The sequence below is a fragment of the Nocardioides panacihumi genome (assembly GCF_039530925.1).
Classification (GTDB): domain Bacteria; phylum Actinomycetota; class Actinomycetes; order Propionibacteriales; family Nocardioidaceae; genus Nocardioides; species Nocardioides panacihumi.
In genome coordinates, this window is record NZ_BAAAPB010000008.1 from 145,702 (window position 1) to 172,383 (window position 26,682).

Here is a 26,682-nt window from a genome sequence, read left to right on the forward strand (position 1 = left end):
ACGGCTCGCGTCACGCTGGCGCTCGATGGACCTCGCCGCGCTCCGCAAGCGACTCGACCGGATCCCGATCGTCGGGCACCTGCTGAGCGAGTTCGTGAGGATCGAGTTCATCGACCGCTGCATGCTCATCGCCGCCCAGGGACTGCTCGCCCTCGTCCCGATGCTCGTCGTGGTGGCGGCGTTCTTCCCCCGGCTCACCGACGACGCGCTGCAGGAGCTGACGTCCGTCACCGGGCTGGGGTCCACGGGGTCGAGCACGGTGACCTCCGACCTCCAGCCCGACCAGGTGCGCAACCAGACCGGCCTGGTCGGAGCGGCCATCACCCTGTTCTCCGCGACGAGCTTCGCGCGGGCGATGGAGCGGATGTACGAGCGTGTCTGGCAGCAGCCGCACATCGGTGGCCTGTCCGGGACGAGGCGGTGCTTCATGTGGCTGATCGGCTGGCTGCTGATCCTCCAGGTCCTCGCGGCCCTGCGTTCCGTGCTGCACGGTGGCTCGCTCGTGACCGACGTCTTCGGCCTCGGCGTCGAGATGGTCATGATGTCGGCGATCTGGTGGGGGACGTCCTGGGTGCTGCTCTTCGGACGGGTCGGCTGGCTGCGGCTGACGACCGGTGCGGTGCTGGCGGGGGCCGTCACGGTCATCTACACGCACCTGTCGGGGCTGCTCATGCCGGCGTACGTCTCCGCGAACGCGCGCCAGTTCGGCACCCTCGGCATCATCCTGTCGCTCTCGACGTGGCTGATCGGGCTCGCGGCGGTCCTGGTCGGCAGCGCCCTCGTCGGGCGGGTCGTGACCGAGGACCCGACCGTCCTGGCGATGCTCAGGACGGTTCGTGGCTGGGTGGACGTGCGAGGACCTCGACGACCAGAAGGACCACCGCGGCGACGGCCAGCAGGGCGATCGTGAACCCACCGGTCGGGTGGTCGCGCATCACGTAGAGCAGCAGGGCCACGCCGAGCACGACGCCGCGGATCGCGTTGCGGTAGGTGTCGAGCGCGACACCGAACCGGCCCGTGTCGAGACCGGCGCGCATCGAACCGCCGCGGGCGCCGGCGACCACGCGGGAGGTTCCGCGGCGTACGGCGACCGCCGTACGGCCGGGCCCGCTGACCCAGGCGATGAACGCGACCGCGAGCCCGACGACGAGGACGGCGCGCAGGTTCAGCCGGATGAACCACGCGATGGTGTCGTAGATCGAGGCGGCCGCGTCCGGGGGCAGCCGGTCTGCGGGGACCGCGTCGAGGTAGATGATCCGGAACGCGTTGAGCGCCACGCCGAGGACCAGCATCGAGGCGGCCAGTGCGAGGCCGGCAGCCACCAGCGTGCGCCGTCGGGACCGGGCGACCAGCACCGCGCAGATCAGGCAGAGCAGTGCGAGCGCGGGGAGCAGCGTGTTGAGCGCGCTGAGGACCCGGAATGCCGTCTGCGCCTTGGCGAGATCGGCGGACTCGACGATGGTGAACTGCGCCTGCACCTCGGGAAGCCGCTCGGCCAGGGTGAAGCCACGCTCCACGAGCCGGGTCTTGACCGCGTCGATCACGGTGGCGAGGTTGACGCTGACGACGCCGTTGCTGACGTCGACCACGTCGCTGTCCTTGCCGGTCAGTACGGCGACCAGCTGGGTGTGTGCCTGCCGGTTCGCCTCCTCCCAGGCCGTCGTGAAGGCGTCCGACTGGACGAGAGCGGTCACCTGGCGGTGGACGAAGTCCTCGATGGCGTTGGTGAGCGGGCCGGACAGGGCCGTGAGGCTGTTCGCCGCAAGCGGTGGAAGTCCCTGTGCGGCCAGCGCGTCGATCGCCTGCTTGGTGACGGCCTGGACCTGCAGCCGCGACACGATCTCGGTCGTGATCCGGTCGGCCACCGCGCTCTGCACCGCCGGGTCGTGCGCGAGGGGCGCGACGGTGGCGACGTAGCGGTCGGTGTCGGACACCTCGTCGTGCGCCCAGCGGGCGACGACGGAGAGCGGCGCGAGCACCCCCATCGCCACGATCAGGGCGGCGGCGAGGGCCGTGCGCCACCAGCCCGTGCGCTCGCGGTCTGCCGGGACGATCGTGGCGCCCTCGCCCTCGCCCTCGCCCTCGAGCTCGGCGAGCTCAGCGCGGAGCTGCGCTGCGCGCTGCTCCCGGTCGTCCGGCGGCTCCGTGACACTCATCAGCGCGGCGTCTCAGAGCGCCGGCGCCGGCGGAGTCGATGTCGAGGCCGTGCCGGTCTCCGGTGTCCGCAGGGAGCGGAGCCGGAAGGCGGTCACGACCGCGAGCAGACCGGTCACGATCAGCCAGGCGCACGTCACGAAGACCAGGACGCCGAGCGAGAGGTGCGGATCCACGAGCAGGAAGCCGCCGGCCAGGACGCTGACGAGCCCCGCGAAGATGTCCCAGCCGGGCCGCCCCGGCACGGGTGAGAGCACGGCCCCGATGATGTCGATCACGCCCGACACCACCCACCACACGCCGAGGATGAGGGTGATCGCCAGGAGGGTCTGGACCGGGTCGCGCAGGCACAGGAGCCCGACCACGAACGCGAGTGCGCCGGTCACGCCGAGCAGCACCCGAAGCGCGGTCTCCACGCCCGTGGCGGCGATCGAGTAGATGACCCGGATGAGTCCGGAGGCGAGGAGCTGGATGCCGATGAGGATGGCGGCGACCTTGAGCGTCTCGTCGGGCCAGACGGCCAGCGTCACACCGAGCCCGAGGCTGACGAGACCGTACGCCAGCACGAGTCCCCAGTGGTCGGCGATCACGCCGAGGGCGCTCACCCGCCCGAGGTCGGGCCCGCGGTGGTCACCCGATGGATAGGTCTGCTCGTACGACATGGCCGCCTCCCGAATGAGTACCGACGCTGCCATCGTGCGGCGCCGGGCGGGGCAAGTCCTCGCCCGAATCGGGTGGCGGCCGTCGACCCCTCAGAGGAGGTTCATGTTGCGGGCGACCGCGAGCGCCTGGCTGCGACGCGACACGCCGAGCTTGCTGTAGAGGCTCGACACGTGCGTCTTCACGGTGTTCTCCGAGACGAAGAGCGTCCCCGCGATGTCGGCGTACGTCGCACCTCGCGCGAGCTCGCCGAGCACGTCCCGCTCGCGTGGACTCAGCAGCGGGGGCACCACGACCGTCGCCGTGATCTCGCGCTCGCGGGGAGACGCCGTGCTCGCCGAGTAGAGCGTGGTCACGTCGGGACGGTCGGCGCCGGACGCTGCGAGCTCCTGGACCCACGGTGTCGGGTTGGTGGCTGCGAGCCGGGGGAGGAGCGTGGCCATCGGCGTGCCCTGACGTGTCCAGCCGAGGAACGGCACGGCGTTGCGACGTACCTCGGTCGCCGTCGCCGCCTCGACGAGGTGTGCGATCGCCCGCTCGCCCTCGCCGAGTGCGTCCAGGACCTGCGCGCAGCAGGTGAGCGCCAGCGCCCGCACCGGCGGTTGGGAGTACGCCGCGTCGGTGACCGCGATCTCGAAGGCCGCGACCGCGGCCCGCCGGTCGCCCGCCAGGTCCGCCGCCAGGCCGGCGACGAGGGCCGCCTCGCCACGCGCGCCGATGCCGGCGAGCGACTTCCCGAGCGAGCCGAGCGCCCACTGGTCGCCGGACACCGCCGCGAGGAACGCCCGCTCGAGGAGCAGGACGACCCGAAGGTGGTCGGGGAGCCGCGACTCGTGCAGCATCGCCGTCTGCGGCGTGGTCAGGATCTTCTCCGCCTCGGCGACCGAACCCCGCTGCAACGCGATCCGAGCGTTGCGGATCCACAGCCAGAACTTGGTGGTCAGGTCGGCGCTGTGCACCCGGCTGCCGATGCCGTCGCCGGGCACGGTCACGGCCCCCTCGGTCCACGGCAGGTCGACGAAGGTGCTGAGGAAGAGGGTCACCATGGCGCGCGACGGCGTGACGCGAGGCCGCCACACGCTGGCCTCGTCGAGACGGGAGAGCGCGGAGACGGCCATGTCGGTCGCGGCACTCTCCCTGCCACTCATGAACATCGTCGCCGCGAGGTGGGTCATCGAGGTCGCCTCGAGCGTGCCGAGCCCCTCCGAGCGGGCGAGGCTGATCGCGAGGGTGAGGTGGGCCTCCGCCTCCGCCAGCTCACCGAGCCAGTTGCAGGCGACGCCCACCTCGTTGAGGAGCACCGCGAGCGCGCGTGCATGGGCCTCGGTCGCCGAGCCGGGGCCGGACCTCTCGAGCACCTGCCTCGCGTAACCGAGGGCGGACGGGACGGGTTCCAGGCCGAGCCACGCACGCCACAACCGGGTGCACGCGATCTCGACGTCGGCCTCCGCCTCCGGGCGGGACAGGACGCGCTCGGTCCAGTGGCTGACGCCCTCCATGTCGTCCGCGGCCCAGCGCGCCAGGGCGATCCGGAACCAGGTGTCCGGACGACGCTCGACCACCTCGGGGCATGCCCGCACGAAGCCGGCGATCTCGTCGATGCCGCCCTCGCCCAGCACCAGGCGAACGCCGGCGTTCGCCAGCAGGTCCGCCGCCGCATCCGCGGCGTTGACGTAGATCAGCCGGTCGAAGGCCCCGCGGCTGCTGCCGCTCACCAGGTCGAGGTGTACGGCGCGCTTGACCGTCGCCTGGGCCTGGGCGACGTCGACGCCACCGGCGCTGAGCCGCCGACGGATGACCTCCGCGAGGATCGGGTGGATCCGGTAGCTGACATCGGGCTCCGTCGCGTCGTCAGGGCCGCCGTCGGAATGCCGGCGAGGTGTCGGCACGTGGGTGGCCGGGACACGCGTGACGAGGAGGCCCGTCGCCTCGAGCTCGGCGAGCAGCTCGGGGGCCTGGACGTCGTGGGACAGGTGTGCGGCGGTGCTCGCACTGACGATCCCCTCGCCGGCCACGCACAGCAGCAGGTGTCGCTGTCGCGTGGTCAGGGAGGCGAAGACCTCGCTCGCGACGTGGTCCGGGACCGAGGTCGCGCCCCCACGCAGGTGCTGTGCCGCTGCCAGGCGGTCCTGCGCGGAGCCGACGGCCCGGGACGCGAGCACGACGGCCGCGGGCCAGCCCTGGGCGCGCTCGGTCACCGCGCGGACGACCTCCGGGTCCGTCGTCCGGGCGTGCTCGACGATGAGCGGTGCGCACTCCTCGTCGCTCATGTGGAGCAGGTCGCCGCGCAGGACGGTCAGCTGGCCGAGAAGCTCCGGGACCATCCGGTTGAGCGGGAGGTCCCAGCGGCTGACGAGCAGCAGCCGGAGCGAGTCGGGTGCCGTGCTGAGCAGCTTGTCGATGAGCCGGAGGGACGGCGGCGGGAGGGCGTTGGCGTCGTCGACCACCAGCAGGCAGCCCATCGAGCCGTCGCCGGTGTTGCGTCGCCGTGCCGCCGCCTGTATCGCGGCCTCGAACCGGTGCGGCGTCCAGGTGGCGTCGCCCTGGATCCAGGTCGCGTCCGACGCCTGGGGCTCCGGGCTGTACTCCAGCCAGCCGCGCACTCCGAGGGTCTTGCCGGCGCCGACCGGCGCGACGAGCAGCGTGACCGCTCCAGCAGTGGCGCTGTCGAGCGCCGACCACAGCCGCCGTCTCGGCACATAGGTGCGAGGCAGCCGCGGTGCACCCTGGACCGTCCGGCGTGGCCGGTAGTCGCTGGTCTCCTGCTCCCTGGGGATTGCTGGTCTGCCCATAGCCCCTCCCGAGACGCCTGACGGCGGGAGGGCTGCTGCGCTCCGTGCCATCCCGCTAGGTCGAGCGTCTGTCGCAGCAGTGTCCCGAGTGACACCACTTCTTGTCGGCGGGCCCCATCCACGCCGTGCGATCACTATAGGACGAACCGGGCCCTCGACCGCGCCTACTCATCGTCGAGCTGTGTGCACAGCGCCCAGATCGTGAGGATCCAGAACGCGATGACGACGATGCTCCAGACGGGGTAGTGGGGGATGAAGGCGAAGTTGGCGAGGATCCCGATGAACGCCACGAAGATGCCCAGCAGGCGGCCCCATGCCTGGCCGGCGAGGATCGCGATGCCGGTGATGAGACCGATGACGCCGATCACGAGGTGGACCCAGCCCCAGGTCGTGATGTCCAGCTTGTAGGCGTACTTCACCCCGTTGACGTACACCTCGTCCTTGGCGATGGCGGCGATGCCCTCGAGGATCTGGAAGATGGCGACGGTCGCGAGCAGGACGCCGGCGAAGGACGTGACCCCGAGGGCGAACAGGTCGCGCGTGGTGGAGGTTTCGTAGGCGGGACGCGATGCGCTTGTCATGTTTCCTCCTGAGGGTCGGCCCCGCACGCGCGGGGCACGAAGCCGACGCTAGGACTGCGGTGGGACGTCGGGGTCACCCGGATCGGGGGACGTCGTGGGGTCGGTGGCGGGGTCGGTGGCGGGGTCGGTGGCCGGGTCGCGGAGCAGGTCCTGGAGCGCCTCCGGCGCCCCCTCGGCGAGGTCGACGAGCAGCAGCTTGACGTCGCCCCGGGCCCGGCCCCGCTCGATGACGGGCCGTACGGCGTCCAGGTCCGCGTCGCTCGAGAGCACGACCAGCGCGGAGGTGCCGGGCTGCATCCGCTCCTTGAGCTTCTCCAGGAACTCCTTGTCGATGCCGGTGCCGCGCAGGCGTTGTGCCAGGGCCCCGACCCCCGCCCCGGCGGCCGCGCCGACGACCGGTGTGAGGACGAGCGACCCGAGCAGCGCGCCGAGCACTGACGCCTTCGACGCGGCCGCGGTGGTCTCGTGCCTCAGGTGGCCGAGCCGGGGCTCGTGGGCACCCGGGATCCAGGTCACCGTGACCGCGTCGTGGACCGTGAGGGCGCCCTTCTGCTGCAGGTTCTTGAGCCGGACCTCGCCGGCCGCCGCGCCCATGGCGGAGTCGTAGAGCCAGACGGTCAGCGTCGCCGCGGTGGGCATGTCGGGGGCTGCCCGGTCACTCGTCGGTGAAGACCTCGCGCAGCGCCGACTCCTGCTCGGAGCTGAGGTTGGTGAAGATCAGCTCGGGTCGGGAGTCTCCGGCGAACGCGTCGCGCGCCTTGTCGAGCACGGCGTCCGACGTCATCAGGAAGAGCGCCGAGGTCCCAGGTGTCACCTGGTCGCGGATCTTGTTGATGAAGCCGTCGTCGATGCCGACGTCGGTCAGTGCTCCTGTCAGGGCGCCGGTCGCGGCACCCACCGCGGCGCCCAGCAGGGGCACGAAGAAGAGGAGCCCGAACAACATGCCCCAGAAGGTGCCGCCGAGCGCGCCTGCTCCGGCCGTCGACGTCAGCTGGCGGGTCTTCGGCTTCGTCTTGTCCAGCGGCCACGACACGGTCGCCGCGTCGTGGAGGGTCACGACACCTTCGCGGGAGAGCTGCTCGACGACCGACACCGCGTTGTCGGCTGCCTCCGGCGAGTCGAACTTCCAGACGGACAGGGTCGCTTGGGCCATGGGGACCTCCTGAGGTCGCTGGTGGGGGATCTCCGATCACCTCATCGCGCCGGGTCGCGAGGTGCCTCCCCCGAACCCGGTGAACGGGCGGGGGGCACCTGCGGCGACGCCAGGGCGGCCTCGATCGTGGGGTGCAGCGGGGGCTCGCCGGCGGGCCGGGCGAAGGCGAGGACATCGCGCACCTGCCCGACGTCACCGGCCATGACCAGCTCGGCACCCATGCGAGACAGGTCGGTGCGCAGCTGGACGAGCATGTCGACGGCGGTCACGTCGATCGAGGGCGTCGTACGCCCGTCGACCACGACCAGCCTGAGGTCGGCCACCTCGGCGGCGAGGGCGCGGACGCGGCCCCTGACGTAGTCGGCGTTGGCGAACCCCAGCGACGCCTCCACTCGTACGACGAGGACGCCCGGCAGGGGCGAGCGGCCGGGGCTGCGCGCGACGTCCACCCAGGGCCGGTCGGGTCCGGTGCCGACCGGCGCCAGGACGGCGATGTGCGGCCGGGACGTGCGGGCGAGCAACAACCCGAGCGAGACCGCGATGCCGATGACAAGTCCGGGCAGCGTGTCGAAGACGAGGACGCCCAGCAGTGCTGCGCACGCACCGACGAAGTCCGCCCGCGCGGTGATGCGGTGGGTCTGCGCGAGCGGCCCGCGCCCGACTCGCCAGAGCCTGCGCAGGGATCCGACGTCGACCAGCTCGACGACCGCGGCGATGACGATGGCCGCGAGCGTCGCCTCGGGCAGCTGCTCGAACAGCCCGGTGAGGAACAGGATCGTGATCAGGGTCAGGGATGCTGCGGTCAGGCCGGAGAGCTGTGAGCGGGCGCCCGCGGAGCCGTTGACCGCAGTCTTCGACAGGCTGCCGTTGACGACCATGCCGGAGACCAGTCCGGCGCCGAGGTTGCTCACCCCCAGACCGAGGAGCTCGCGGTCGGGGTCGATGTCGTAGCCGGCCCGGGCGGCGTACGTCTTCGCGGCGCCGAGCCCCTCGGCGAACCCGACGAGCATCACGCCGACCGCACCGGCGACCAGGTCCGGCCAGTCGCCGCCGGACACGTCGGGCAGGCCGAGGTGGGGGAGGCCGGAGTCGATGTGGCCCACGATGTCGAGGCCGTGGTCGTCGAGGCCCAGCGCGACCGTGACCCCGATGCCGGCCAGGGCGACCACCAGCGAGCCCGGGACCAGCGGCACGAAGCGGCGCAGCACGAGGAGCGCGGCCAGGCTCCCCAGCCCGACCGCGACCGTCAGCGGGTCGGCATCGCCGAGGTTCCCGACGACGTCCCAGAGCTTCTCGAAGAAGCTGCCGGACCCCTTGTCCACCCCGATCAGGGCCGGCACCTGACCGATCATGATGGTGAGCGCGAGACCGACGATGAAGCCCTTGAGGACGGGCTCGGAGATGAACGAGGCGAGGAAGCCGAGCCGCAGCAGGCCGGCGACGACGGCCAGCACGCCGGTCGCCAGCGCGATACCCGCCGTGAGCGCGGCGACCTGGCCGGCGTCCTTCGTCGCGAAGTCCGCCACGACGCCGGCCGACAGGGCTGCCGTGGCCGACATGGGGGCGACGACCAGGTGGCGCGACGAGCCGACGAGCGCGTACAGCACCAGCGAAGGCACGGCCGCGTAGAGACCGACGACGGGCGGTACGCCGGCGATGGTGGCGTACGCCAGCGACTCCGGGACGAGGACCGCCCAGACGGTCAGTCCTGCCAGGAGGTCCGGTCGCACCCAGGCGCGCGAGAAGCCGGCGAACGACGGAGCGACGGGTCTGGTCACGGCAACACCCCCGAGGTTGCGACGAAGGTGCACCACGTGCCAGATGTGCGGCTCGCCCGAATCCGGTGACGCGGGGCGTGGGGCAGCCGTCCTACGTTCGGCGGCAACCCCGATGGTGCCGCCATGGCCGCGGCGCAGGGGCGGGCATCGGTACGAGTTTGGGGTGGTCATGGGCAAAGCGATCGGCGTGACGACCCTCGGCAAGGGCATCGGAGGACTCGGATGACCAGGATGCTGATCCGCGTGGACGCGGAGCTCTCCGAGGAGCTGCTCAGCGCATTCCCGCACCTGACCTCTCGCCGCCAACGCGCGTCGACGACCCTCACCGGCGACGTGGCCGACCAGGAGCAGCTCCAGGGCGTCCTCAACCTGTTGAGCTCGCTCGGCATCGACGTGGTCGAGGTGCTGACGATCCCGGACGACTGACGGACCGCCCGCTCAGTGCTTGTGCGGCGGCGCCTGTTTCGTGTCGGGCGTGTCGGGAGTGTCCGGCCGGTTGGCGATGATCGGTGTGAGCCACCGGCTCCTCGGGTCGGCGTCGACGAGGAGTGCCCTCACCAGGAGGCTGAGCGGCACCGCGAGGACCGTGCCGACGGGCCCGATGATCCACGACCAGAACACCAGCGAGACGAACGTCAGGGTGGTCGAGAGTCCGACCGCGTCGCCGACGATCTTGGGCTGGATGACCGACTGGATGACCAGGTTGAGGGCGCAGTAGACGGCGATCACGGCCAGCATCAGGCCGACGCCGGAGTCGAGCAGCGCGAGCACCGCCGGGGGGATCAGCCCGATGACGAACCCGATGTTGGGGATGTAGTTCGTCAGGAAGGCCAGCAGGCCCCACAGCAGCGGTGCGGGGACGCCGAGCAGGTAGAGGGCGATCGTGTCGAGGGTCGCCACGATCAGGCCGAAGACGGTCGACACCAGCAGGTACCGCAAGGTCCCCGACGCGAAGCCGTCGAGGGCCTCGACCAGGTGCGGACGCACCGCCGCCAGGTCCTTGATCCGGGCTCCGAAGGAGCTGCCGTCGACGATCGTGAAGAGGCACAGCGTGAGCAGGAAGAACATGCTGGAGGCCGCGCTGGCGAGGCCGGCGAGGACATCGAGCGCCACGCCGGCGAGCGCGCCCAGGTCGAAGGACGAGACGACCTTGTGGACGGCGTCCGCGTCGACCCCGACGTCGCGTAGCCAGGCGGTGGCGTCGGCGACGAGCTTGTCGGCGTCGTCGGCGTACGTCGGGACCAGCGCGGCGAAGCGCCCGATCGCCACGACGATGCTCAGGGAGAGTCCGAGGATGATGGCGTAGCCGAGCACGACGCAGATCCCGGTCGCGAGCCCGTTCGGGATGCGCCGGGCCAGCCATACCCGCACGGGGTGCACGAGGATCGTCAGCACCAGCGCCAGGAACAGCGGCCCGAGGATCCCGCGAGCCGCGTGGACGCCCGCCAGGGTGACGACCGCGGCGGCCGACCCGAGCAGGACGGCCAGCGTGCGGGGCAGCGGTGCAACGCTCCCCGGTCGCGACGGTGCTTCGGACACGGCCCATGGTGACCGGTCGGAGTACGTCGACCGGCTCACCCTGTTCGGGTGACGCGCGTCGTGGCGCGTGGTTCCTACCGTCCGGATCTACGGCGACCGGACCGAGGAGGCCTCGTGCCGGACTGGTTGGGGTGGCTGCTCGGCATCATCGGCGTCCTGCTCGTCGTCGCCGAGATCGTGGTCGTCGTCCTGGCTCTCGGAGTCATCCCGGGCAACCGGAAGCCGTCGACCGGCATGGCGTGGCTGATCCTCGTGCTGGCCGTGCCCTACCTCGGGATCATCGCGTTCGCACTCTTCGGGAGCACCAGCGTCGGCAGGAAGCGCCGCGCCTGGCAGCGACGTGTCAACGAGGAGGTGATGGCCGCGGCCCGCGCGCAGGGCGACGCGGCCGCGCTCTCCCCGGCCGGTGACCTCGCCGGAGCGGCACGGCTCAACGAGGTGCTCGGATCGCTTCCCATGTCGGAGGGCAACCGGGTCGCGGTCCTCAGCGACTATTCGGGCGCCGTGGAGGCGATGCGCCAGGAGGTCCTGAAGGCCAGCAGGTTCGTGCACGTCGAGTTCTACATCACCGCGTGGGACGAGGTGACGGCGTCGTTCTTCGAGGCCCTCGTCGACGCCTCCGAGCGCGGTGTCCAGGTCCGACTCCTCTTCGACCACCTGGGCTCGCGCGGCATCCCTGTGTACAAGGACCTGCTCACGAGGCTGAAGGCGACGAAGATCGCCTGGGCGCCGATGCTCCCGATCAGCCTGCGGCGCGGCCAGATCCGGCGACCGGACCTCCGCAACCACCGCAAGATCCTCATCGTCGACGGCCGCGTCGCCTTCACCGGCTCCCAGAACCTGATCGAGCCCGGCTACAACAAGCCGAAGAACCACAAGGCCGGCCGCGAGTGGGTCGAGGTGATGGTCCGCGTCGAGGGTCCGGTGGTCCGCGACCTCGCAGTGCTGTTCGCGACCGACTGGTTCTCCGAGACGGGCGAGAGCGTGCGCGACACCCTCGTCGTCACCGAGATCGCCGCCCCGACCGTCCCCGGGTCGGCGGACGGCGTGGCATGTCAGGTCGTCGGCAGCGGGCCCGGCTTCGTCACCGAGAACAACCTGCGCCTGTTCAACACCCTCATCTACGACGCGCGGCGTCGGCTCTCGCTCGTCAGCCCCTACTTCGTCCCCGACGAGTCGCTGCTGTACGCCGTGACGACGGCCGCCCAGCGTGGTGTGGACGTGGAGCTGTTCGTCAACGAGGGGGCGGACCAGTTCATGGTCTTCCATGCGCAGCGGTCCTACTACAGCGCGCTCCTGGACGCCGGTGTGCGGATCCGCCTCTACCCGGCGCCGTACGTCCTGCACGCCAAGTTCTTCACCGTCGACGACGAGGTCGCGGTGGTGGGTTCGTCGAACATGGACTACCGGTCGTTCGCGCTGAACTACGAGGTCATGGTGCTGCTGCGTGGTCGCCAGGTCGTCGACCGGCTGGAGGAGGTCCTGGCCACCTACCGCTCGCTCTCGCCCGAGCTGACGGTCGACGTCTGGAAGCAGCGCAGCCGCGGCGCGGCGTACGTCGACAACGTGATGCGGCTGACCGCCGCGCTCCAGTAGCGCGTCCCGTTCGCATCGCACGGATGACGCCGACCCGGACGAGGTCGGCGGGAATGCCGTCGACCGCAGCCGACTTGCGCCGGTATGAGCGCCGACCTGCACCCACTCCTGCGCGGGCGGTTCAGCCCGATGCGGTTCGACCCTGAGCACGTCCTGGACGACCATGCGGTCGACCTGCTGCTCGAGGCCGCGCGCTGGGCGCCGTCGGCCGGCAACTCACAGCCGTGGGCGTTCGTCGTCGCCCGCCGGGGCGATGCCGAGCACGGCACGCTCGTACGCCGGCTCGCGCCCGGCTCGCGGCGATGGGCGCCGGATGCGAGCGCGCTCGTCGTCAACATCGCCCACCGGACGGTCGACGACAGCGAGCTGCTCTACTCCGAGTTCGCCGACTACGACCTCGGCCAGGCGGTCGCCCACTTCACGCTGCAGGCCGCTGCCCTGGGGTTGGCCTGTCGGCAGTTCCGGGCGTTCGACGCGGAGGGACTCAGTGCCAACCTCGGGCTCGCGCCCGGCTGGGAGGTCGTCACCATGACGGCCGTGGGCCGACCCGCTGAGGAGGCGCCACCGGAGCGCGAGCGGCGTAGCCTGGCCGACCTCACGGCGGCGCCCCGCATGCGACGCTGAGCCTGGTCAGGGGCGCGGGATCACCGTGAGGACGCGTTCGACATGGGTGCGGAACTCGCCCATGAAGTCGCTGAGGAACGCCGCGGTCGAGTCGTCGGTCACCTCGCCGTCGTCGGTGAAGAGGCCGGGCTTGAAGTGGACGTAGGCCTCTGGCGCCGTCATCTGGCGGGCGTTGCAGAAGCTCAGCACCGCGCGCAGGCTCTGCTGTCCGACGGCCGTGCCGATCTGGCCGATCGACGCGCCGATGACGGCAGCCGGCATGTGGTGGAACGAGTTCTGTCCCCAGGGCCGTGACGCCCAGTCGATCGCGTTCTTCAGGGCGCCCGGGATGGAGCGGTTGTACTCCGGGCTCACGAAGAGCACCGCGTCCGAGGCCGCGATCGCGTCCTTGAGCGCCCTGGCCTCGGCGGGGTAGTCCGCGTCGAAGTCGGGGCTGTAGAGCGGCAGATCCCCGATCGGGATCTCGTGGAACTCGAGGTCCGGGGGCGCGAGCCGGATCAGCGCCCGGCTCAGCGTGCGGTTGATCGACTGCGACGACAGGCTGCCAACGAAGTAGCCCACTCGGTAGGTCATGGTGCTCTCCTTCTGTGGGGTCTCCCACCGGTGCCCGTTCGCTGCCGTCCTACCCCGCCGGAGTGCGACGGGACCGGCCGAGAAAGGTAACCGTCAGTTCGATACGCCACCTGACCGTTGCAAGGATCGGGTGGCGTATCGAACTGACGGTTACCCCTGCCGGAACAGACGGTTACCCCACCGACCGACGGCGCCGCCTGCGTCGCAGATGCGTCACCGGCTCAGCGACCGGCGAGGCTCAGGAGCCGCCGCCGGGTGTGCGAGGTGCTCCACAGGCAGCAGGAACCAGTGCCTGCGGGCGCAGACGACCTTTGCGTGCTCGACCGGCCCCTCGGTGCTCTCGAGGACGTCGCGCCACTCGACGTCGGCGAGCGCCCCGCACTCGGGGCAGAGTGTCGTGTCCATCGGTCCTCCCACCGTTCGATGCCTTTCGGATCAGGAGAGTCCGGTGCTCGCGCTGATACGGGCCCCTCTTCACGGAGCCTTCATCCGCGGCTGCCTACCGTCCGCACATGCGCTGCGTGATCGTCGTTCCCACCTACAACGAGGCTGCCAGCGTGGGCGCGCTCCTGGATCGCCTCGCGGACGCCAGGTCCGCCGCCTCGGATGCGTCGATCGACGTGCTCGTCGTGGACGACAGCAGCCCGGACGGCACCGGTGACGTCGTACGCGGTCACGCGGCGTACGGGTCGTGGGTCCGCCTGCTCACGCGCAGCTCCAAGGACGGCCTCGGCGCGGCGTACCGCGCGGGGTTCGCGGCCGCCCTCGACGCCGGGTACGAGGTCGTCCTCCAGATGGACGCCGACGGCTCCCACCCGGCGACCGAGATCCCCGCCATGATCGAGCTGCTGCGAGGCCAGGACGTCGTCGTCGGCTCGCGGTACGTCGCCGGCGGGGTCACCGAGAACTGGCCGCTCGCCCGCCGGCTCCTGTCCTGGGGTGCCAACGTCTACGCCCGTCGCGTGCTCGGTCTGCGCACCCGCGACGCCACGTCCGGCTTCCGGGCGTGGCGCGCCGCAGCACTCCTCGCAGCCGGGGCCGTCGACTCGGCCGCCAGCGGCTACGGCTTCCAGGTGGAGAACACCTGGCGTGCCGAGCGGGCCGGCCTGCGTGTCGCCGAGCACCCGATCACGTTCACCGAGCGCACCGTCGGCGACTCGAAGATGAGCGCCTCCGTTGCACGCGAGGCGGCCGTGCTCGTGCTCCGCTGGCGGATCGGTGAGCTCGCGGGGCGCGGCCGCGTGCAGCCCGGCGCCGCACCCGCGGCCGACCCGGACCACCAGCGGACGGAGCGTCTCGAGGAGGCCGGACGGGCATGAGCGGCTCAGGGACACGGGCGCACGTCTGGGCGCGGACGCGGTTCGTCGCCTCCTGGGGCATCGCGATCGCCCTCATCACCGTCGGCCTCCCGCGAGCCGTGGACATCTCGTGGCACGGCGTCATGCCGGTCCTGCGGGGGATCCACTGGCCCGCTGCACTCGCCCTGGTCGCGCTGTGGTTCGTCGGGCTGTGGGTGCACTCGTTCGTCCTGACCGCCGCTGCGCCGAGCCTCACCCATCGACGCGCCCTGACGCTGAACGTCACCGGCAGCGCGGTGTCGAACGTGCTGCCGCTCGGCGGCGCCGCCGGCGTCGAGCTCAACCGCCGGATGATGAAGGCGTGGGGCATGGAGGCCCAGACCTTCACCGGCTACACCTTCCTGACGAACCTGTGGGACGTCGGCGCCAAGCTGCTGCTGCCGGTCCTCGGCGTGCTCGCGCTGGCGCGAGCGGGCGAGGTCACCTCGCAGCTGCGCACGGCCTCGCTGCTCGCAGGCGTCGGCTTCGTCTGCCTGGCTGCCTTCGCGGCGACCCTTCTGCTCAGCCCGCGTGGTGCGCAGGCCGTGGGCTCCATCGTCGAGACGGTCCTCCGCTCCGGACTGCGCCTCGTCGGCCGCGACCGTGAGCTCGGGTTGGCCGACGCCCTCCTGGAGATCCGGCGCGAGTGCGTCGGACTGGTGGCCACCGGCTGGTTGCGGATGTCCCTCGGGATCAGCGGCTACGTCGCTCTCCAGGCCCTGCTCCTCGGTGCCTGCCTCCACCTGACGGGAGGCGGCAACACCTGGGCCGAGGTGCTCGCCGCGTTCGCGGTGGAACGGATGCTGACCATCGTGCCGATCACGCCAGGAGGGGTCGGCATCGCTGACCTGGGCATGGTCGGTGTGCTGCTCGCGCTCGGCGGGGACCCCGCCAGCGTGACGGCGGCCGCGGTCCTCTACCGCGCGTTCGTGTTCGCCGTCGAGATCCCCGTCGGCGGGGGAGCGCTCGGCATCTGGCTCCTGGGCCAGCGGAGGAGCGCGCGGCGCCGGCCCGACGTCGTCCGGCACGCGGAGCCGGCACGTCGCATCGCCCACGTGACCGACGTCTTCCTCCCGCGCCTGGGCGGCATCGAGACCCACGTCGACGACCTGGTCCGCCACCAGCGCGCGCTCGGGCTGGACGCCCAGGTGCTCACGCCGCCGCGCGGCAACGACGGTGACCCGGACTGGGTGCGCCGGCTGTCCGCGGTCCACGCCCGCCGGGTGGTGTCGGAGTACGACGTCGTCCACGTCCACGTGTCGATGGTGTCGCCGTACGGCATCGCGGTGGCCCGTGCCGCCATGTCGGCGGGCGTCCCCACGCTGATGACGGTGCACTCGATGTGGGTCGGTGCGGGCGCCATCCTCCGGCTGGCGGCCCTCGCGGGTCTGCGACGCTGGCCGGTGGTCTGGTCGGCCGTGAGCGGCGTTGCCGCCGAGACCTTCGGGCGCTCGTTGCACGGGGTCGACGTGGCCGTGCTGCCGAACGCGATCGACATCGACGACTGGCGCTCGACACCCGACGGCACGCCCGACGCCGCCCCCGCACCGAGCGACGGACCCGTCACCCTGGTGAGCGTCATGCGGCTGATGCCGCGCAAGCGCCCGCTGCAGCTGGTGAGGATGTTCCACCGGGTGCGCGAGCTGGCGCCCGAGAGCGACGTCCGACTGGTGATCGTCGGCGACGGCCCTCTGCGTCGGCGGGTGGAGCGATACGTGAGGCGGCACGGCCTCGAGCAGCAGGTCCGGCTCACCGGGCGCATCCCGCGCAGCCAGGTCATCGACGAGCTGCGAGCCGGATCGCTGTACGTGGCCCCGGCCGCCAAGGAGTCCTTCGGCATCGCGGCGCTGGAGGCACGGTGCGCGGGGCTTCCGGTCGTCGCCCATCGAGACAGCGGCGTCGGCGAGTTCGTCCGTGACAGGGTGGACGGTGTGTTGGCCGCCGACGACGTCGAGATGACGATCGTTCTCGCCGACCTCGTCCGCGACTCGGAGCAGCGCGAGCGCATCAGCGCGCACAACCGACGTGTCCCTCCTGCGTTCGACTGGGCCGACGCTCTCGAGCGGAGCCAGGTGCTCTACCGGGCGGCGGCGGAGCGGGTCAGCGTCGGGGACGACGTGAAGGTCGCGGCCCTGCCCGCATCCCTGACCGACCTGGCGGACTCGTTGTCCGGACCGATCGTCGGCGAGGCCTGACGACACGATGGGCACGGTCGTCTCGCTGCACGCCCATCCCGACGACGAGGCGCTGCTGACCGGTGGCTGGCTCGCCCAGCGCGCCGCCGGGGGCGACCGCGTCGTGCTGGTGTTCGCGACCGACGGCGGCGCCGGACTGGCGGGCCAGACGTTCGCCCAGGACGCCCTGGGGCGGTCGCGTCGGGCCGAGGCCCTGGCGTCCGCCGACGCGCTCGGCGTCGCACGCGTCGCCTGGCTCGGCTACGACGACTCCGGGATGGCGCAGGCGCCCACGACCGCGCCGAACCGGTTCGTCGACGCACCGGTCGCCGACGTGGCACGGTCCCTCGCCGCGGTCCTCGACGAGGAGGACGCCGACATCCTCACCGGCTACGACGCGAACGGCGGTTACGGACACCCCGACCACGTCCACGTCCACCACGTCGCGCGGGCGGCACAGCAGCTCGCGGCGCGCCGTCCGCGACTCCTCGAGGCGACCCTCGACCGCACCTGGCTGCTGCGGGGCCTTCGCCTGGTGCGCCCCCTCGAGCGCCTGCTCCCGGGGCTCACCCTGCCCGGTGACGAGATCTACAGCGACCGGTCGGACGTGTCGTTGAGAGCCGACGTGCGCGACCAGGTCGCGGCGAAGCGTGCCGCGCTGGGGGCGCACGCCTCACAGGCCAGCGGCGGGATCCGGACCGTGGCGCTCCTGCGGTCCCTGCCGCGTCCGCTCGCCCGCCGGATCCTCGGTCGGGAGTGGTTCCACGAGGTGGTCTAGCGGGCGTTCGCTCGGCGCGAGGAGCAGCCAGACCAGGCTCGCGAGCGCGAGGAGGGCGACGCTCATCGTGGCGCCGCCCAGGACGTCGGTCAGCCAGTGCACACCCAGGTAGACCCGACTCGCGGCGACGACGACACCGATGACCAGACCGGCGGTGATCGCGAACGGCCGGAGCCGGCGGCCGCCGTACACGCAGGCGAAGAGGGCCAGCAGGCCCCAGGCCGCCCAGGCCTGGGTGGTGTGTCCCGACGGGTAGGAGAAGCCGGACGCCGGCGCGATCCAGTCGCTCATCGGCGGCCGCGCGCGGTGCACCAGCTGCCGCACGAGGGCGTGCAGCAGCATCGCGGCCCCGAAGACGACGAAGGCGGCCACGGCTGGGACCGGCGTACGCCGACGGCGGGTCAGCAGTGCGGCGACGACCACCAGGACGGGGACCAGCACGATGGTGGAGCCCAGGTGCGTGGTCAGCCGGAAGAACGTGTCCAGTGCCTGTGTGCGGTGCGCGAGGACCCAGGTGTGCACGCCGGGATCGGTCCGAGTCAGCCCCTCGCCGGCCGAGACGTCCTGCGTGATGCCGAGGAACGTCCAGGTGGCGGCGGCGAGCACCACGGCCGCGATCGTCGCGGGCAGGCCGGAGCGGACCCGGGGGTCGAGCCGCTGGGTGAGCCAGCGGGTCGACCGGGGGAAGCGGCGCTCCAGACCGCGGGGGAGCGGATGCTCGGCCAGGCGGCGCAGCCAGGACGCGCGACGCACCCGTCGCCACACGAGGGGAAGCACCGCGAGCACGATGAGAACGGCGAGCGCTCCGAGGCCGATCCTCGACGCGAGGTGGGCCACGTGCTTCCAGCTGGCCCCGCCGATGTAGCCGAGGAGCACCGAGAGGGTCACCCAGCCGGCGGCGCCGGCGACGTTGTAGGCGAGGAAGACCCGGTACCGCAGGCCCGCCATCCCGGCCATGCCCGGGATCATGACCCGCAGCGCGGCCGTGAAGCGACCGAGGAACACGGCCTTCCCGCCGCGCTCGGCCAGGTATCGCTCGGCCCGGTCGACGTGGTCGGGCTTCACCAGCCTGCCCACGGTCGCGTCGAGGATCGGGCGACCGTATCGGTGACCGACGGCGTACCCGACGCTGTCCCCGATCACCGCGCCCAGGAACCCCACCGCCAGCACGGCCCACAGGGGGATCGCCCCCTGAGCGGCGAGGACGCCGCCCAGGATCAGCGCGACCTCGCCCGGGAAGACGAAGCCGACGAACGCGGACGACTCGAGCCCGGGCAGTGCGAAGACGAAGGCGAGCGCCACCCATCCGGGCAGTCCGAGCACGAACTTCGCGAGCGCATCGATCACCGCGCGGGCACCCGTGCGGCGGCCTGCTCGACGGCCTGCTCGGCGGTCTCGTCGCGGGCCAGGCGGCGCAGGCCGGTGGTCATGAGTGCGATGGCAGCGGCCTGGGCGACCAGCGCGGCGGGGGAGTGGGCCGGCACCTCTCCGAACACCAGGACGCCGAACGTGACGGCGACGAGGACGTCGACCATGTTCAGCAGAGGCATGGACGCCGAGAGCGGTCCCGCTCGGTAGGCGCGCTGGTTGAGCGCGACGCCCGAGAGTCCGACCACGACGACGGCCCAGGCCGGCCACGCGGTGACCAGCGAGAACACGTGTTCGGTGAACCCGGTCCCGCGGGCGCCGTCGGCAGCCGCGAGCTTGACCAGGCCGCCGGTCACCCCGAAGAGGACACCCGCCGCGAAGCCGAAGCCGGTGGCCCGGCGTACGCCTCGACGCCGCCCTGCCCACACCGCGGCCGCGGCCGCCACCGCTGCGCCGACCGCGGTCATCACGACCGCTGCGGTGGGCGCTGCCTGTTGGGACGACCGGGGATCGGCGGCGACCAGGAAGAGTGCCAAGCCGGCTGCGGTCAGCGAGACCGTGGCGACCTCGCTCGCACTCGGGCGCTGCCGCGAGAGGGCCGCGCGCACCGGCACCGCCAGGACGATCCCCGACACGACGACGGGCTGGACCAGGACGAGCACGCCGAGATGGAGTGCCCACGAGTGCAGCGTGAACGCCGCCAGCGCCATGGCCTGTCCCAGCACCCACCGGGGTCGTCGCAGGAGCACCCGCAGCGCGCCCGCGGCCCCGAGCTCGTCGCTCACGGCCGCGTTCGCGTGGTGCTGCAGCGACGTCGACACGGCGAAGAGCGCCGCGGACAGGGCGGCGATCCAGAGCGCGGCGACGTTCACGTCGCGACGCTAGGAGACAGCGGATGAAGGCGGCATGAAAGAGTCTCCGGCCTGCTCGCCAGTCCTGTCATGGGATCAGCGTGGGTCGGGCCCGTCCCTGGCGGCAAGGGGCGGGGCTGCCGCACTCGTCGACCGGCCGTGCACATCCATCGCGGCAGCGCGTCTGATCAGGCGTCAGCACGCCCCCACACACGCCCACGCACGAGGTAGTCGCCCGGCTGATCGGTCCTGAGAGTCGTCCAGCCCGAGTCGTCGCGCGTCAGCTCGGCCGGCCCGGCCGCCCCGCCCGGTGTCTCGGTCATCGAGGCTGAGACCACGAGGAACCTCGACCAGCGGACTCGGATCACGGTGCGGCAACGGCACGGAACGTGGACCGTCATGGACGCCTGTGTGGAGGACTCGAGGACGGCCGGTCGCAGTGCACGCTGCGGACGGTATGCCCGGCTTCGTGAAGGGTTCGTGAGCGCATCGACCAACCTCGGTTGCCCCCAGGACAGCCGACCCGCAAGCGGCGGGACCAAATGCCTTTCTGATTTCAGACGTTCGTCACTGCCGTGGAATGCCACGCTCCACGAGGCTGATGGTGCAAGGAAATGTTCCCGTCACCACCCAAGGAGGCGGTCGTCATGACCGCAACACACCACCACATCTCGAGCGGTTCGACGCGGGCCACGATCAGGGTCATCGCCGCGGCCGAGCCTGTCGTCCGCTCCGTCGCTGCACGCCGGGTGCTGGCGACGTTGCGCATCGCCTTCGGGTTCACCTTCCTGTGGGCGTTCTTCGACAAGCTGCTCGCGCTCGGCTATGCGACCGGCAAGGCCGACAACGGCACCGTCGACCGCTTCGGCACCGCCGCCTGGATCCACGGCGGCAGCCCGACGGAGGGCTTCCTCAAGTTCGGCGCCGACGGACCGTTCAAGGGCTTCTACAACAACATCGCCGGCGCCTGGTGGGCCGACTGGCTGTTCATGATCGGCCTCTTCGGCATCGGGCTCGCCCTGACGCTCGGCATCGGCATGCGCATCGCAGCAGTCTCCGGCGCGTTCCTCTACCTGCTCATGTGGAGCGTCGTCCTGCCGCCGGCCAACAACCCGATCATCGACGAGCACATCCTCGGTGGCATCACCGTCGTGGCGCTGGCACTCACGCAGGCCGGCGACACCTGGGGTCTCGGTGAGCTCTGGTCCCGTACCGAGCTCGTCCAGAGGTTCCCCTGGCTGCGCTGATGGGGCGGTAGGCGTAGCGATCAGGCGGCCGTTCCGAGTCACCTCGGAGCGGCCGTCGCCTGTCATCGGCGGGCCGTTGAGAGAGGAAGCAGACATGTTCGAGGTGCGGATCCATGGCCGGGGCGGTCAGGGAGTGGTCACTGCGGCGGAGCTCTTGTCCGTCGCCGCCTTCGAGGAGGGGCGGGAGGCGCAGGCCTTCCCCACGTTCGGCTCCGAACGCACCGGGTCTCCGGTGGTCTCCTTCTGCCGGATCGACGATCGGCCCATCCGGATCCACGAGCCGATCGCGCGGCCCGACGCGCTGATCGTGCAGGACCCGACGCTCATCCACCAGGTGCGCCTGTTCGACGGTCTCGGTCCCGATGCCTTCGTGCTCCTCAACACCTCGAAGTCGTTCAGCGAGCTCGGTCTTGAGAGCATCGAGTCGATGCTGCGCCCCGGGCACGCCCTCGCGCTACCGGCGTCCGACCTGGCACGTGCCGCTCTCGGTCGCCCTCTGCCGAACACCGCCCTCCTCGGTGCTTTCGCAGCGCTGACGGGTGTCGTCTCGCTGGCGTCGGTGCTCTCGGCCGTCCGGATGGCCTTCGACGAGCACCTGGCCGTGCCGAACGTGAGACTGGCCGAGCAAGCCCACGAGATCGCACTGAGCGGGCTCACCTCGGCCGACGCGTGACGCGAGGCCTGCCGCAGCAGCTCGCCTCACCCCGGGCGAACGGGCCTATTCGACGAACGGCCTAGTCACGAACGGGCCTAGTCGACGGCGGCGACAACCCGGTCGGGGGCGGGGGCAGGAGCGGCGCACAGGACGGATTCGATGGTGTCTGCGAACAGCGCGTCGCTGATCGCGGAGAGTGCGAGGGCGACCGCCAGACCGTTCTCGATGCACGGCTCGTACCGCTTGCCGGGCCGCCGGCGTGCACGGGCCGTGACCGTCTCGCGCAGCATCCGGCCGTCGTCGGCAGTGAACACGGCCTCGACCGGACTGCAGACCTCGCCCTCGGAGAGGTAGATGGACACCCGCCACGTCTTCTCGCGCATGGTCACGTCCTCTCTGCGTCGGTCAGACCCGACGTGACCGCCGATCGGCCACTTCCTCCATGCTCGATGCAGCGCTGCGCGGGCGATGCGGTCGTGCGTCACCCACCGTGGGGACGTTGGTCCTGCCGCGCTCCACTCCACGGACCTTCCTGCCCGTCGCACCTCCGACGGACGAGCCTTGAGGAGGTGGGGTGCTGGCCGAGGGTCGGCGTCCTCCGCGCGCATGCGACGGCCTCAGGACGCCACGAGCAGCTGCCGCATCCCCTGGGAGTAGTGGTGCGGCAGATTGCACACCAGCTCGTACGACCCGGGCGCGAGCGTCACGGTCGTCCAGCCGACCGCCCGAGCGCCGATGCCTCGGCCTTCCCCTCCGGCACATGACGCCGACGCCTCACCGAGGCTTCCGGCCTCGTCGATGCGACCGTCAGCGCCAGCGACGCGCTGTCCGATCGACCGCCCCTGAGCCAGCGGCAGGACGACCATCTCGTGCGCATGCCGGCCCATGTTCGCGACCACGAAGCTGACCTCGCCGGCGGGCACCCTCGCGGGAGCCGCGCGCAGCATCATGCGCGGGCCGACCGGGGCGACGCCGCCGCGCATGCCAGGCATGCCCATGTCTCCGAGCATCACGTACACCGTCGTGCCCGGCAGGGAGGACGGCGCCGAACAGGTCAGCCGCGACCGGCCGTGTCCGAACGGCGCCGGCCCCGGCTCCGAGCCGCCGGAGCTCCGCCCCGTCCCAGGTCCGGGAGTGTTGGAGCCGGATCCGTTGTGGCCCATCATCCCCGTGGAGCCGCTGGCGCACCCGGCCGCCAGGGCTCCGACGAGCACCGTGACCACGACCATCGACGACCGGGCTGACTTCACGGTTCGAGCCGATCATGCAGGTCAGCGAGGCCCAAGGGCCGAAGGTCCCGGAGGTTGCGGCCCTCTTCCAGTGGGCATGGCAGCGGACGATCGCAGGAGGGCGGTCGGCCGTCGTACCCGTCTCGAGGGACCAGCTGCGTCGGTTGGCGGTGCTACAGCTTGTAGCCGATGTCCCGCAGGAGCTGGCGTCGGTCGGTCACGTCGGACTCCGTCTCGACCCCCAGAGGGGAGCCGCCGTCGACGACGCCGAGGATGCCCCGGCCGAGGTCCGTCTGCGCGACGACGACGTCGACGGGGTTGGCCGTAGCGCAGATGATGCGACACAGCTCGGGGACCTGCTTGAGCGCGTTGAGGACGTTGACGGGGTAGCCGTGCTCGAGGAACACGATGAGTGAGTGACCTGCCCCGATCGCGAGGGCATTGGTCACGGCCAGGTCCACGAGCCGTGCGTCGTTGCCGGAGCGTCGAACGAGGCGTGGCCCGGACGCTTCACAGAACGCCAGCCCGAAGCGCAGGTCGGGGGCTGCGCCGGCGAGCGCTTCGTGGACGTCGTCGGCCGTCTTGATGAAGTGGGACTGGGCGAGGATGACGTTCATGTCGTCGGGCTTGTCGATCCGGACCACGGTGAGGTCCACGGCGTGCCTCCCTTCGTCCGCTGAGCGCGACGCGGCCGGCATGCCCGGTCGAGCGTCATGAGCAGTCTCGCGTCGCCGGCCACGCCGGCGTAGGGACGAGGTGCCCGTCCTGCCGGGCCCTATGGCCCTGTCAGCCCGCGGCGGGGCCTCACAGGCTGGGTGGAGCGTCGCAAGCGCCCAGGAGGTCGCGATGGTGCCGGCAATCCGTACGTCGGGTCTCACGAAGTCGTTCGGGGGCAACGTCGCGCTGCACCCCCTCGACCTCGAGGTGGCCGCCGGTGAGGTGGTGGGCTATCTCGGTCCGAACGGTGCAGGCAAGACCACCACGATCAGGTGCCTCCTCGGGCTGGCGCGGGCGACGGGTGGCACGGCGGAGCTCTTCGGGGTCGACGCCCAGGCCCGTCCTGCCCGGGCGCACGGCCGCGTCGCGTACGTTCCTGGAGAGGCCAACCTGTGGCCCGGCATGACGGGCGCGCAGACGTTGAGTCTGCTGGGCCGCGTCCAGGGCAGCGTCGACGCCGCGTATCGCGCCGAGCTGGTCGAGCGGTTCCGGCTCGACCCGTCCAAGAAGGTGCGGGCGTACTCGAAGGGCAACCGTCAGAAGGTCCTTCTCGTGGCCGCACTGAGCTCACGTGCGGACCTGCTGATCCTCGACGAGCCGACGACAGGCCTGGATCCCCTCATGGAGCAGGTCTTCCGCGACTGCGTCGCCGACGCCCGCCACCGCGGTCAGGCCGTGTTCCTCTCGTCGCACATCCTCAGCGAGGTGGAGGCTTTGAGCGACCGCGTCGCGATCCTGCGTGCGGGGGAGCTGGTCGAGGTGGGAACGCTGGCGCAGCTCCGACACCTGTCCGCACTCTCGGTCGACGCCACCTTCGACTCCGATCCGCCTGACCTGTCGCGGGTAGCCGGGGTGGTCCGGGCCGAGGTGCACGACAACCAGGTGCACTGCCAGGTGGTGGGCTCGGTCGAGCCCCTGCTGGGCGTGCTGGCCGCCTCGGGGGTGCACCAGCTGCTGAGCAGGGAGCCTTCGCTGGAGGAGCTGTTCCTCGCCCACTACGGTGCGGATGGGCAGGGGCGGGAGTCCGCGCATGCGTGAGGGACCGTCTCGCGCCGACCGCACGTCTGCCGTCGTCACGACGGTGACGGCGAGGCGAGCGGTCCGGCCGGCGGTGTGGTGGGGACTCCTGTTCGGCGCGCTCATCGCCAACGAGGCGCTGACCTACCGCTCCACCTTCCCCACGATGGCCTCACGGCGGGAGTTCGCGGCGACGTTCGGCACCAACCAGGCTCTCGCTGCGATCGTCGGCCCGGGCCATCGGCTCAGCACGGTCGACGGTGTGGTGGCCTGGCGGGTGTTCGGCCTCATGATCATCGTCGGCGCGATCTGGGGACTCCTCGCGGCGACCAACCTCACGCGCGGCGAGGAGGACGCCGGACGATGGGAGCTCCTGCTCGCAGGACGTACGTCGCGCAGGAGGGCTGCGTGGCAGGCGCTGCTCGGGCTCGGCGCGGGGTGGTCGGTGCTGTGGGCCCTCACGGCCGTCGCCACCACCCTGGCCGGGTCGTCCGACACCGTGGGCTTCTCAGTCGGTGAATCCCTGTTCTACGCGACCGCGACCACGGCGAGCGCCGCACTCTTCCTCGCGGTCGGCGCACTCGCCAGCCAGCTGACGAGCACGCGACGGCAGGCCCGCGGGTTGGCCACGGCTGCCTTCGCGGCCTGCTACCTGGTGCGTCTGGTCGCCGACGGAAGGGACGGCCTCGGCTGGCTGCGGTGGGCCAGCCCGCTCGGATGGATCGAGAACGCCCGACCCCTGACCGACCCGCAGCCAGCCGCGCTGGCCCTGGTGGCGGTCCTCACCGGCGTGCTCGCCGCCACTTGCGTCGCCGTGGCGGGGTGGCGCGACGTCGGGGCGGGCGCCCTGGAACGACAGCGCGAGGTCGAGACGGCGATCGAGGCACGTGGACGCCCGGGCAGTCCACTCGGGCTGGCGTGGCATCTCGAGCGCTGGGTCGTTCTCGCCTGGATCGCGGCGATCGGCGGACTCGGGGTGATCTTCGGCGTCGTGGCCGGGGCCGCGGACGAGGCGCACTTCGCCAGCACCGTCGGTGAGACGGTCGCCCAGCTCGGTGGTCAAGGTGCCGGAGCGCAGGCGTGGATCGGCTACCTGTTCCTCTACGTGGCCGCGATCCTCGCCTTCGCGGCTGGCGCCCAGATCGCGTCCTTGCGGAACGAGGAGGCCGCCGGTCACCTCGACCACCTCCTCGCTCGCTCGGCGAGCCGGCGTGCCTGGCTCGCCGGCCGACTGGCCATGGCCGTGTGCCTGGTGCTCGGCAGCTCCGTGACGGCCGCGCTCGGTGGCTGGGCCGGCCTCCACCGCGACGCGACGGGCCTCGACGCGATGCTTCGCGCCGGTATCAATATCAGCGTGCCGGGGCTCTTCGTGCTGGGCGTCGGGACGTTGCTCTACGGCCTGGTGCCGCGCTTCGCCGCTCCGGCGCTCTACACCCTCGTCCTCTGGTCGTTCGTCGTGGAGATCTTCGGCACCGGGCTGACCGACAACCACTGGTTGCTCGACACGGCGCTGCTCACGCACCTCGGACCGGTCCCGGCCTCGCCTCTGCAGTGGCAGGACATCACGTGGCTGTGCGTCATCGCGATCGTGGCGGCGGGATTGGGCGCGGTGGCGTTCGACCGCAGGGACCTGAGCGGTGCTTGAGAGGTCGACGTCCGGCAGTGAGGACCGGATACGCCACACCGCGCACCCAGGGGAGCAACGTCAGTCGAGCCGCGCGGTCTCCCAGTCAGAGTCAGGATCGGCGCGCCACGCCTCCTCGCCCATCTGGTTCGCGCCGCAACGAGCCCACTGATCTGGTGCAGGCTGGGTGCGGCGCGAACGAGATGGGCGAGGTGCACGATCCGCATGTCGTTGG

26 protein-coding genes are annotated in these 26,682 nt (G+C 71.6%); 11 read left to right on the forward strand and 15 right to left on the reverse strand.

The window, feature by feature from the left end; all coding sequences use genetic code 11:
* Positions 1-25: 25 nt before the first annotated feature.
* Positions 26-910, forward strand: coding sequence for a YhjD/YihY/BrkB family envelope integrity protein (locus ABD205_RS21635; protein WP_344048537.1), 885 nt, complete (start codon positions 26-28; stop codon positions 908-910).
* Here ABD205_RS21635 and ABD205_RS21640 read toward each other — a convergent pair.
* The 7 genes from ABD205_RS21640 to ABD205_RS21670 all read right to left on the reverse strand — a co-directional run bounded on the left by ABD205_RS21640 (position 825) and on the right by ABD205_RS21670 (position 9,118).
* Entirely contained in the window at positions 825-2,156 is a 1,332-nt protein-coding gene (locus ABD205_RS21640; RefSeq protein WP_344048539.1) for a hypothetical protein, read from the reverse strand. The genes ABD205_RS21635 and ABD205_RS21640 overlap by 86 nt on opposite strands.
* A 12-nt stretch (positions 2,157-2,168) precedes the next feature.
* On the reverse strand, positions 2,169-2,816 hold the full coding sequence (locus ABD205_RS21645) for an HdeD family acid-resistance protein (RefSeq protein ID WP_344048541.1): 648 nt from the start codon (positions 2,814-2,816) through the stop codon (positions 2,169-2,171).
* Between the two features lie 90 nt (positions 2,817-2,906).
* Positions 2,907-5,606, reverse strand: a complete 2,700-nt coding sequence (locus tag ABD205_RS21650; protein WP_344048543.1) for a LuxR C-terminal-related transcriptional regulator — start codon at positions 5,604-5,606, stop codon at positions 2,907-2,909.
* Positions 5,607-5,770: 164 nt separating this feature from the next.
* Entirely contained in the window at positions 5,771-6,187 is a 417-nt protein-coding gene (locus ABD205_RS21655; RefSeq protein WP_344048545.1) for a DUF7144 family membrane protein, read from the reverse strand.
* 48 nt (positions 6,188-6,235) lie between these two features.
* Positions 6,236-6,826, reverse strand: a complete 591-nt coding sequence (locus tag ABD205_RS21660) for a DUF1269 domain-containing protein (protein WP_344048548.1) — start codon at positions 6,824-6,826, stop codon at positions 6,236-6,238.
* Positions 6,827-6,842: 16 nt separating this feature from the next.
* Complete coding sequence (locus ABD205_RS21665; protein ID WP_344048550.1) at positions 6,843-7,340, reverse strand: DUF1269 domain-containing protein; 498 nt, start codon at positions 7,338-7,340, stop codon at positions 6,843-6,845.
* Between the two features lie 41 nt (positions 7,341-7,381).
* Entirely contained in the window at positions 7,382-9,118 is a 1,737-nt protein-coding gene (locus ABD205_RS21670) for a SulP family inorganic anion transporter (protein WP_344048552.1), read from the reverse strand.
* A 222-nt stretch (positions 9,119-9,340) separates the two neighbouring features.
* Here ABD205_RS21670 and ABD205_RS21675 point away from each other — a divergent pair, with 222 nt between their 5' ends.
* On the forward strand, positions 9,341-9,544 hold the full coding sequence (locus ABD205_RS21675; RefSeq protein ID WP_344048554.1) for a hypothetical protein: 204 nt from the start codon (positions 9,341-9,343) through the stop codon (positions 9,542-9,544).
* 12 nt (positions 9,545-9,556) lie between these two features.
* Here ABD205_RS21675 and ABD205_RS21680 read toward each other — a convergent pair whose 3' ends face one another.
* Positions 9,557-10,657, reverse strand: coding sequence for an AI-2E family transporter (locus ABD205_RS21680; RefSeq protein ID WP_344048556.1), 1,101 nt, complete (start codon positions 10,655-10,657; stop codon positions 9,557-9,559).
* A gap of 114 nt (positions 10,658-10,771) precedes the next feature.
* Between ABD205_RS21680 and cls the strand changes: the two genes are divergently transcribed.
* Both cls and ABD205_RS21690 read left to right on the forward strand, forming a co-directional pair.
* The gene (gene cls, locus ABD205_RS21685; RefSeq protein ID WP_344048558.1) at positions 10,772-12,253 is read left to right on the forward strand and encodes a cardiolipin synthase; all 1,482 of its coding nucleotides are present in this window, start codon (positions 10,772-10,774) and stop codon (positions 12,251-12,253) included.
* Positions 12,254-12,337: 84 nt separating this feature from the next.
* Complete coding sequence (locus ABD205_RS21690) at positions 12,338-12,877, forward strand: nitroreductase family protein (protein ID WP_344048560.1); 540 nt, start codon at positions 12,338-12,340, stop codon at positions 12,875-12,877.
* Positions 12,878-12,883: 6 nt separating this feature from the next.
* Here ABD205_RS21690 and ABD205_RS21695 read toward each other — a convergent pair whose 3' ends face one another.
* Together ABD205_RS21695 and ABD205_RS21700 are read right to left on the reverse strand one after the other, a co-directional pair.
* Entirely contained in the window at positions 12,884-13,450 is a 567-nt protein-coding gene (locus ABD205_RS21695; protein ID WP_344048562.1) for an NADPH-dependent FMN reductase, read from the reverse strand.
* A gap of 213 nt (positions 13,451-13,663) precedes the next feature.
* Positions 13,664-13,855: a hypothetical protein gene (locus ABD205_RS21700; RefSeq protein WP_344048564.1), complete on the reverse strand. Its 192-nt coding sequence runs from the start codon at positions 13,853-13,855 to the stop codon at positions 13,664-13,666.
* Between the two features lie 107 nt (positions 13,856-13,962).
* Between ABD205_RS21700 and ABD205_RS21705 the strand changes: the two genes are divergently transcribed.
* The 3 genes from ABD205_RS21705 to ABD205_RS21715 are packed head-to-tail and all read left to right on the forward strand — an operon-like array spanning position 13,963 to position 17,739.
* On the forward strand, positions 13,963-14,769 hold the full coding sequence (locus tag ABD205_RS21705) for a polyprenol monophosphomannose synthase (RefSeq protein WP_344048566.1): 807 nt from the start codon (positions 13,963-13,965) through the stop codon (positions 14,767-14,769).
* Complete coding sequence (locus tag ABD205_RS21710) at positions 14,766-16,982, forward strand: glycosyltransferase (protein WP_344048568.1); 2,217 nt, start codon at positions 14,766-14,768, stop codon at positions 16,980-16,982. The genes ABD205_RS21705 and ABD205_RS21710 overlap by 4 nt, the downstream gene beginning before the upstream one ends.
* Positions 16,983-16,989: 7 nt before the next feature.
* Positions 16,990-17,739: a PIG-L deacetylase family protein gene (locus ABD205_RS21715; RefSeq protein WP_344048570.1), complete on the forward strand. Its 750-nt coding sequence runs from the start codon at positions 16,990-16,992 to the stop codon at positions 17,737-17,739.
* Here the strand turns inward: ABD205_RS21715 and ABD205_RS21720 are convergent.
* On the reverse strand, positions 17,635-19,086 hold the full coding sequence (locus ABD205_RS21720) for a bifunctional DedA family/phosphatase PAP2 family protein (protein WP_344048572.1): 1,452 nt from the start codon (positions 19,084-19,086) through the stop codon (positions 17,635-17,637). The genes ABD205_RS21715 and ABD205_RS21720 overlap by 105 nt on opposite strands.
* Positions 19,083-19,979, reverse strand: a complete 897-nt coding sequence (locus tag ABD205_RS21725; protein WP_344048574.1) for a DMT family transporter — start codon at positions 19,977-19,979, stop codon at positions 19,083-19,085. Before ABD205_RS21725 ends, ABD205_RS21720 begins: the two co-directional genes overlap by 4 nt.
* Before the next feature lie 626 nt (positions 19,980-20,605).
* Between ABD205_RS21725 and ABD205_RS21730 the strand changes: the two genes are divergently transcribed.
* Together ABD205_RS21730 and ABD205_RS21735 are read left to right on the forward strand one after the other, a co-directional pair.
* Positions 20,606-21,205 carry a hypothetical protein gene (locus ABD205_RS21730; RefSeq protein WP_344048576.1) on the forward strand — a complete coding sequence of 200 codons (600 nt, stop codon included), beginning with the start codon at positions 20,606-20,608 and terminating at the stop codon, positions 21,203-21,205.
* A 94-nt stretch (positions 21,206-21,299) separates the two neighbouring features.
* Positions 21,300-21,878 carry a 2-oxoacid:acceptor oxidoreductase family protein gene (locus ABD205_RS21735; protein ID WP_344048578.1) on the forward strand — a complete coding sequence of 193 codons (579 nt, stop codon included), beginning with the start codon at positions 21,300-21,302 and terminating at the stop codon, positions 21,876-21,878.
* A gap of 77 nt (positions 21,879-21,955) precedes the next feature.
* Here ABD205_RS21735 and ABD205_RS21740 read toward each other — a convergent pair whose 3' ends face one another.
* The 3 genes from ABD205_RS21740 to ABD205_RS21750 form a co-directional block, all read right to left on the reverse strand.
* A complete protein-coding gene (locus ABD205_RS21740; protein WP_344048580.1) occupies positions 21,956-22,243 on the reverse strand; it encodes a dsRBD fold-containing protein in 288 nt (95 codons plus the stop codon).
* A 234-nt stretch (positions 22,244-22,477) separates the two neighbouring features.
* On the reverse strand, positions 22,478-23,110 hold the full coding sequence (locus ABD205_RS21745) for a hypothetical protein (RefSeq protein ID WP_344048582.1): 633 nt from the start codon (positions 23,108-23,110) through the stop codon (positions 22,478-22,480).
* A 152-nt stretch (positions 23,111-23,262) separates the two neighbouring features.
* Positions 23,263-23,745 (reverse strand): adenosine-specific kinase, encoded by a 483-nt coding sequence (locus ABD205_RS21750; protein ID WP_344048584.1) that lies wholly within the window; start codon positions 23,743-23,745, stop codon positions 23,263-23,265.
* A 190-nt stretch (positions 23,746-23,935) separates the two neighbouring features.
* Between ABD205_RS21750 and ABD205_RS21755 the strand changes: the two genes are divergently transcribed.
* Complete coding sequence (locus ABD205_RS21755; protein ID WP_344048586.1) at positions 23,936-24,844, forward strand: ABC transporter ATP-binding protein; 909 nt, start codon at positions 23,936-23,938, stop codon at positions 24,842-24,844.
* Positions 24,837-26,468 carry a hypothetical protein gene (locus ABD205_RS21760; RefSeq protein WP_344048587.1) on the forward strand — a complete coding sequence of 544 codons (1,632 nt, stop codon included), beginning with the start codon at positions 24,837-24,839 and terminating at the stop codon, positions 26,466-26,468. The genes ABD205_RS21755 and ABD205_RS21760 overlap by 8 nt, the downstream gene beginning before the upstream one ends.
* Positions 26,469-26,682 lie beyond the last annotated feature (214 nt).